Source organism: Chryseobacterium sp. UF-290 (assembly GCF_058245615.1).
Window position 1 is genome coordinate 1 of sequence record NZ_JBSICB010000030.1, and the last position, 6,594, is coordinate 6,594.

The window sequence follows — 6,594 nt, forward strand, 5'->3', positions numbered from 1 at the left end:
AGAATGTTTGCCGTGGTAAAAAGAGAGGAACCTTTTGTAAATTTAATAAGATATAATTTGCACATGTCTTAGAATACCTTTATAATCATCGCTCAGCACAGCATCCTCCTTTAAGCTCCGACTCTTCCGAGGACTGGTATATTTTAGATAAGCTGGTTCTCAAGGATGCCCGGAATGCTGTGGTTAATCAATATGCGTTTCAAAGAGAGGGGAATTTGAAAGGATTGATTAATCTGGATAAAAATAATAACCAGATCCAGAAATTTTCCTTTGAATACAATTCAGCGCCTGTCGGGTCTGGTGGAGAAGTTGATGGCTTTGGATATCCCAATGCATTCCAATATTGTGATTTCGACAGCGGAGTCTTTCGTTTTAAGGGAGAAAGAAATCGTGATGCCTGTACGTATGGTGCTTTGAAGAGCATTATTTTACCCACTGGAGGAAGGACCGAATATGAGTTTGAATCTCAGGCATTGCCACTCAATACTACTGGTTCTTATGGTTTTTACAGCTATTCTCCTTTAGAGAAAATCCATACAATAACCTATAAAACAGAGCCGGGGCAGGAGCCTCAGCCCTATACCGTACCTGCCGATTACAAAGTCGCCTTCATTATGTTTGCCTATGATCCATATGGTCCGGTGAAACCTGGAATTCCACGGGAATCTTTTCTTTACATAAATGGAAATGAGGTTGTCCCTTATACTTATTCACCTTTTGAAAATATGACACTTACCTGCCCAGGGATGTATACGGGAGGAGGTGTAGGAACTCTTAATTTTGAAGTTAGTGGGAAAAGTACTGGAACAATAGAGCTTTATGCATTTAAAAAAACAGCATTTGATCCCAATGAATACAGTCATGGGCTGAGAATCAAAAGTATTAAGAACTTTAATCCGGGATCTTCCACACCAGTAAGCCATACAACATATGAATATAAGCTTTTTGATGATCCGCAACGTTCCAGCGGCTTCATATTGGATGAATCTATGGAATTAAGCTTTATAGGCGAATCAAGAAATGAGGTTAAACCAATTGGCTATACCAATATTCAGGTCACGGATATGGTTAATGGCAGCTACTCAAAATATTACTACAGACAGCCTTATAATATAACACCTGGAATTACCCCCTCTTATATGGGTGGGGACAGAGAAATGAATGCTTACCTCCGCATGATGGGAATGCTGGAAAAGAAAGAAACCTATAGCGAGGGACAACTGCTTCAAAAGGTAGAAATGAATTATCAGTTGAAGGAAGTTCCTTTGCCTAATATTATGGATGGAACCTCTGCTGTGAAAAAGATTGTTATTTCAAAACAGGGCTCTGCTACAGAGAATTATATTTCAGGAACAGCTAAGAAGCTGGTTTCAGGCTCAGAGCGCATTTTTGAAGATACCTACAGCAATATGGTTTCTTCCAAAGAAACCCTTCAGGATGGCATTGTTGTAGAAAAAACACTTCTTTATCCTGCTGATAAAGGAGTGCAGAAGCTACTGAATGCCAATATGATCAATATTCCTCTTGAGACCTCTACGAAGAGAAATGGAAAGCTGATCGGAAAAGCGGAAACCAAATTTGAGGATCCCTCCCATTTGTACCCGACATCTGTAATTGGCTATAATATGCAGACTCAAAGCTCTTTTACCGCTTCCACTCTGGATGTGTACGACACTAAAGGTAATCTTGTACAGGTTACGGGGAAGGATGGAATTCCTGTTACCACTATTTGGGGATACTATCAGACCCAGCCGATAGCGGTAATTACCGGAGCGTCTTATTCCCAGGTTGCTTCCCTTCCCAGCATCACGGCTGCCATTTCTGCCTCTAATGCTGATCATGATAACCCTGCCAATGAACCTGCCTTGCTGCAGGCGCTGGAGAATCTCCGAAAAGATCCTGCGCTTAAAGGTTTCACCATTACAGCATCTACCTATGATCTGATGACAGGGGTTACCAACTCTATTTCGGCTAACGGGATCAGGACGGTGAATATCTACGACAGTGCTAACAGGCTTATTAAGGTAACAAATGCAGAAGGTAAAATATTGAAGGAGAATCAATACAACTATAAACACTAAAAACATCATGAAAAAAAATATAATAACAACCTCCTGCTTCTCAGTACTGAAAAGGAAGCAAAGCAAAAAGTATTTTTCGTTTTTTATTCTTCTTTTTTCATTAGGCATTGCCGGGCAGACCAATCTGAGCATCTCAGAAAACTATATCTATACAAAATCCTGTCTGGATGCTGACTGTATAAAGAAATCCGAAGTGGTGCAGTATTTTGACGGTTTGGGAAGACCCATTCAGGCTATTGCGCTGAAAGCGACACCGCTGGGAAGAGATGTGGTGACTCCTATTGAATATGATTCCAAAGGGCGGGAGGCCAAAAGCTATCTGCCGGTACCTCAGAGCGGAACACAAAATGGAGCCCTGTATACTGATCCATTAGGTAATGCTTCAGCAGCGGGATATGGGAATGAAAGGATCTATGCTGAAAAGATCTATGATAATATCTATACAGGCAGGATCAATCAGTTGGTTCCGGCAGGAAATACATGGTCTCAGAAACCTGCGAATATGACCTACGGAACCAATACGGAAGGAGAAGTAAAAAGATTTATCATCACTACAGAATGGGTGGATGGAAGAACAGCGTCAGGAATCACCTTGTCAGGAAGCTATGCGGCCAACCAGCTCATGAAAATATCTGCTGCCGATCCTGACGGCAATATCACTACCGAATTTCAGAATGGAGAAGGACAGACGGTTCTGGTAAGGAAAAATGATGGTACTAAGGATGTGGATACCTATTATCTGTACAATGAATACGGTCAGCTGGCGTATGTATTCCCTCCGTTGGTGGTTGGTGATGCTGTCCCTGATCAGACAGGTTTAGATAACCTCTGCTACCAGTATCGTTATGACGGTCTGGGCAGGCTTGTAGAGAAAAAAGTACCAGGGAAAGGCTGGGAATATATGGTATATGACAAAGCAGACCGGCTTATCCTTACCCAGGATGCCAATATGAAAGCTTCCGGGAAATGGCTGATGACCAAGTATGACAAGTTGGGAAGAGCTGTCTATTCAGGTATGGTTACGGCCGGAGAAAGACCGGTATTGCAAAATCAGGTTAAAGATGTGATCGTTATAGAGACAAGGAATACAACTGGTTTTATTAAAAATGATATGACCGTTTACTATACCAATACTCATTTTCCAACCGACATCATCTCTGTTTTAAATATCAATTATTACGATACCTATCCGCAGTATAGCTTTAATCCTTCTTTCCCTTCGTCAATATTGGGGCAGACGGTGATCCCTGATACTCAAAATGCTTCGGTGAATACCCAGGCAATGCCTACTCTGAGCCTGGTGAAGAATATAGAGGATGATAGCTGGACCAAAAGTTATGTCTATTATGATGCCAAAGGAAGAGCAATAGGATCGTATAATATCAATCACCTGGGAGGGCATACCAGAACAGAATCAGAGCTGGATTTTGCAGGAGTGGTAAAACAGACTAAGGTTTATCATAAAAGGCTTGGTATAGATACTGAGAAAGTGATATCCCAGAATTTTGAGTACGACAGCCAGAACCGTCTGAAAAAACAGACGCACCAGATAGACAGCGGTACTATAGAAATATTGTCAGAAAATACCTATAACGAATTGTCCCAGCTTTCCCAGAAAAAGGTAGGAAATGGTCTTCAGACTATAGAATATGGATATGACATCCGTGGGGTGCTTACCAGGATCAATGACCCTGTAAACCTTGGAAATAAGCTTTTTGGATATGAAGTAAAATACCAGAATCCTGAATATACGAATATAGCTCCGGGGAAAAGCAATGGCAATATCTCGGAAGTGGACTGGAAAATAGCTTCGGATGGTATTCTTAAAAGGTATTCTTATATCTATGATCCGCTCAATCGCCTGAAAGACGCTATCTACTCTGAGCCCGGTACGACTGTACCTCACAATAATAAGTATAATGAGCATGTCACCTATGACCTGAACGGGAATATCAAAACCCTGAAAAGAAATGCATTTGCCATTTCAGGGACAACCGCTACTTTGGTAGATGATCTGGTGTACCAGTATACAGGAAACCGTCTGGATAAGGTGCTGGAGAATGCCATGAATGATACCGGATACGAAGGCGGGAATAATCTTATTGATTACGATGCTAATGGGAATATGGCCACCATGAAGGATAAAGGTATACAATCTATTAACTATAATTTCCTGAATCTTCCCGATATATTTACGATCTCACAGGCAGCTTTCGGAGTTACGACTAATGTTGATCTTAATTATTTGTACCGTGCCGATGGTACTAAACTGAGAAAAACCCATACAAGCTGGCGTAGTGGAAAAGGAAGTGTTGTGACTACCCGGATGACCGATTATCTGGATGGCTTTCAGTATGAATTCGTAGATCTAGGAGGTCTTGAGCCATGTCTGGTCTGTAAGACGGCCTCTGCTTACGAGGAGCAGGCCTACAAAAAGATAGAAACGTTAGAACCGGAAAGCCCTGAGTGGAAGCTCGATTTTGTCGCCACCTCAGAAGGATTTTACAGTTTCACGGAAAACCGCTATATTTACCAGTACCGTGACCACTTAGGAAATGTACGGGTAAGTTTCGCTCGAAACAGCGCAGGAGCTCCTCAGATCGTTGATACTAATAATTACTATCCATTTGGATTAAGCCATATAGGCCCAGAGAAAGGTCTTTTAGGAGGATATTTAAACTACAAATTTGGTGGTAAGGAGCTTCAGGAAACGGGAATGTTTGATTTCGGAGCCAGGTTTTATATGCCTGATCTTGGAAGATGGGGTGTGATAGATCCTTTGGCAGAGGAGATGAGAAGACATTCCCCATATAATTATGCCTATAACAATCCTGTGAAGTTTACAGATCCTGATGGTAGAAAGCCACAAACACAGGAAGATGAGATTAAAGCTACGATGGCTCCTACTACCATGCTGATGTTTTATGCAAGTGGAGGAAGTACAAATAACAGGGCTTTGATGTCTTTTATTGGACAGCCTGATAATATTGGTGATTTTTTCAGCACAATTGACAAGCTTAACTCTGCATATAGCAAAGGTGGCGGTGGCTCAGCTTCAAATACAGAAAACTCTAATACTGATGGTTTACATTTTAAGCTCGATCCGGTTGTAGTAACAGCTAAAAAAGGAATTAATTCAGAAGATATTATGAAGGCAATGTTGATCGCTTTTAAAAAAGTTCTTGATGACTTTGAAAAAAGACAAAAAAGGTCTGATGGTGCTTATGGAGCTATACAAGGATTTACTTCTTATCTAGCAAATTCTATAGACGGTTTTATTCGTCCTACAAATGAAGAGTTTCCTCAAATTACAAATATTGGAGGATTGGCGAGAACTGATTTTGATGCAAGTACTTGGGACAAATTCAGACCTGGTGATAAGCTTTTTACGTTAGATTGGGGAAGTTTTGTTGCTCCAAGTACCTTTCCTAATGCTGGTAAAGATGGAAATATAACTTGGGCTGGAAGAATTTATGCAGCTGTATGGGGAGGAGATAGAATTAGAGAACTGTCTGATTTATTTGGTGGGAAAGAAAATGATAGTATACTAATTAAAGAGGCTCTATATTTTCCTCAAATACATGATACTACGAAATATGTCCCTGTTAACAACATTAAAAGAGAATCAGAAAAGTTTAATAATGCTGTAAAAGCTATAAATAAAAAAGGTATTGATAATTGGTATGAAAAATATTTTAGTAAATAATTTTAAAGATGATCTAATTTTTTTATCATCTATTTTTTTATTGATTTTTGCTTGTAAAAATCCAGAGCAAAAACAATTAAATATAATAGAGTTATCTAATCTGGATAACTATGAAATTAAAGAAACAAAAATTAATGATTCTGTTACAAAGATTTATGGAGAAAATTCAAAATATATTATAGAAGGAAAGATCAATTTACATAATAATTCCAGACAAAAATGGTGGAAGGTGAAAAGTAAATATAATAAAAATTGGTTTGAAATCGAATATATTTTTTTAGATAAACAAATAGAAAATCAAATAAAAGTATATAATGATGGAATGCTTGATAACCGATCGAGTAAGTTTTATAATGTAAATATAACTAAACAAAATAGCAACTTTGACTTTTATTTTCCAATTTCTAAATACAGTATTTACGATGTTGAATTTGATTATATCATTTCTGATACTCTTCGAAAGAAAAGATTAAGAGAAGGAAAAATAAAATGTAAAAAAGTAAATGATCACTATACTTGTAATTTGCCCTTAAACAACGAAGAAAATTCTGTTATGGGAATTGTTACTGCATTCTCATCTTTTAAAGAAAAAGACAGCATTTCTCTTGCTGCAGATAGAATATTTATAAAATCAAGATGAGGTTGGAGTTGATCCTTTTTAGGACGAAAATTTTACCTGATTTAGTACCTTTCCTAATGCTGGTAAAGACGGAAATATAACATTAGCTGGAAGAATTTATGCAGCTGTATGGGGAGGAGATAGAATTAGAGAGCTGTCCGATTTATTTGGTGGGAAAGAAAATGATA

Annotated in this window: 3 protein-coding genes; all 3 read left to right on the top strand. The window is 38.8% G+C overall.

The window, feature by feature from the left end:
- The first annotated feature begins 215 nt into the window (after positions 1-215).
- The 3 genes from AC4IF5_RS20290 to AC4IF5_RS20300 are packed head-to-tail and all read left to right on the top strand — an operon-like array spanning position 216 to position 6,427.
- Positions 216-2,081, top strand: a complete 1,866-nt coding sequence (locus tag AC4IF5_RS20290) for a hypothetical protein (protein ID WP_490737756.1) — start codon at positions 216-218, stop codon at positions 2,079-2,081.
- A gap of 7 nt (positions 2,082-2,088) precedes the next feature.
- Positions 2,089-5,787 (top strand): DUF6443 domain-containing protein, encoded by a 3,699-nt coding sequence (locus AC4IF5_RS20295; RefSeq protein ID WP_490737757.1) that lies wholly within the window; start codon positions 2,089-2,091, stop codon positions 5,785-5,787.
- Entirely contained in the window at positions 5,765-6,427 is a 663-nt protein-coding gene (locus tag AC4IF5_RS20300; protein WP_490737759.1) for a hypothetical protein, read from the top strand. Before AC4IF5_RS20295 ends, AC4IF5_RS20300 begins: the two co-directional genes overlap by 23 nt.
- Positions 6,428-6,594 lie beyond the last annotated feature (167 nt).

Excerpts from the sequence above, each read along its gene's own strand:
- AC4IF5_RS20295 (WP_490737757.1), top strand. The coding sequence starts at position 2,089 with ATGAAAAAAAATATAATAACAACCTCCTGCTTCTCAGTACTGAAAAGG.
- AC4IF5_RS20300 (WP_490737759.1), top strand. The coding sequence starts at position 5,765 with ATGAAAAATATTTTAGTAAATAATTTTAAAGATGATCTAATTTTTTTA.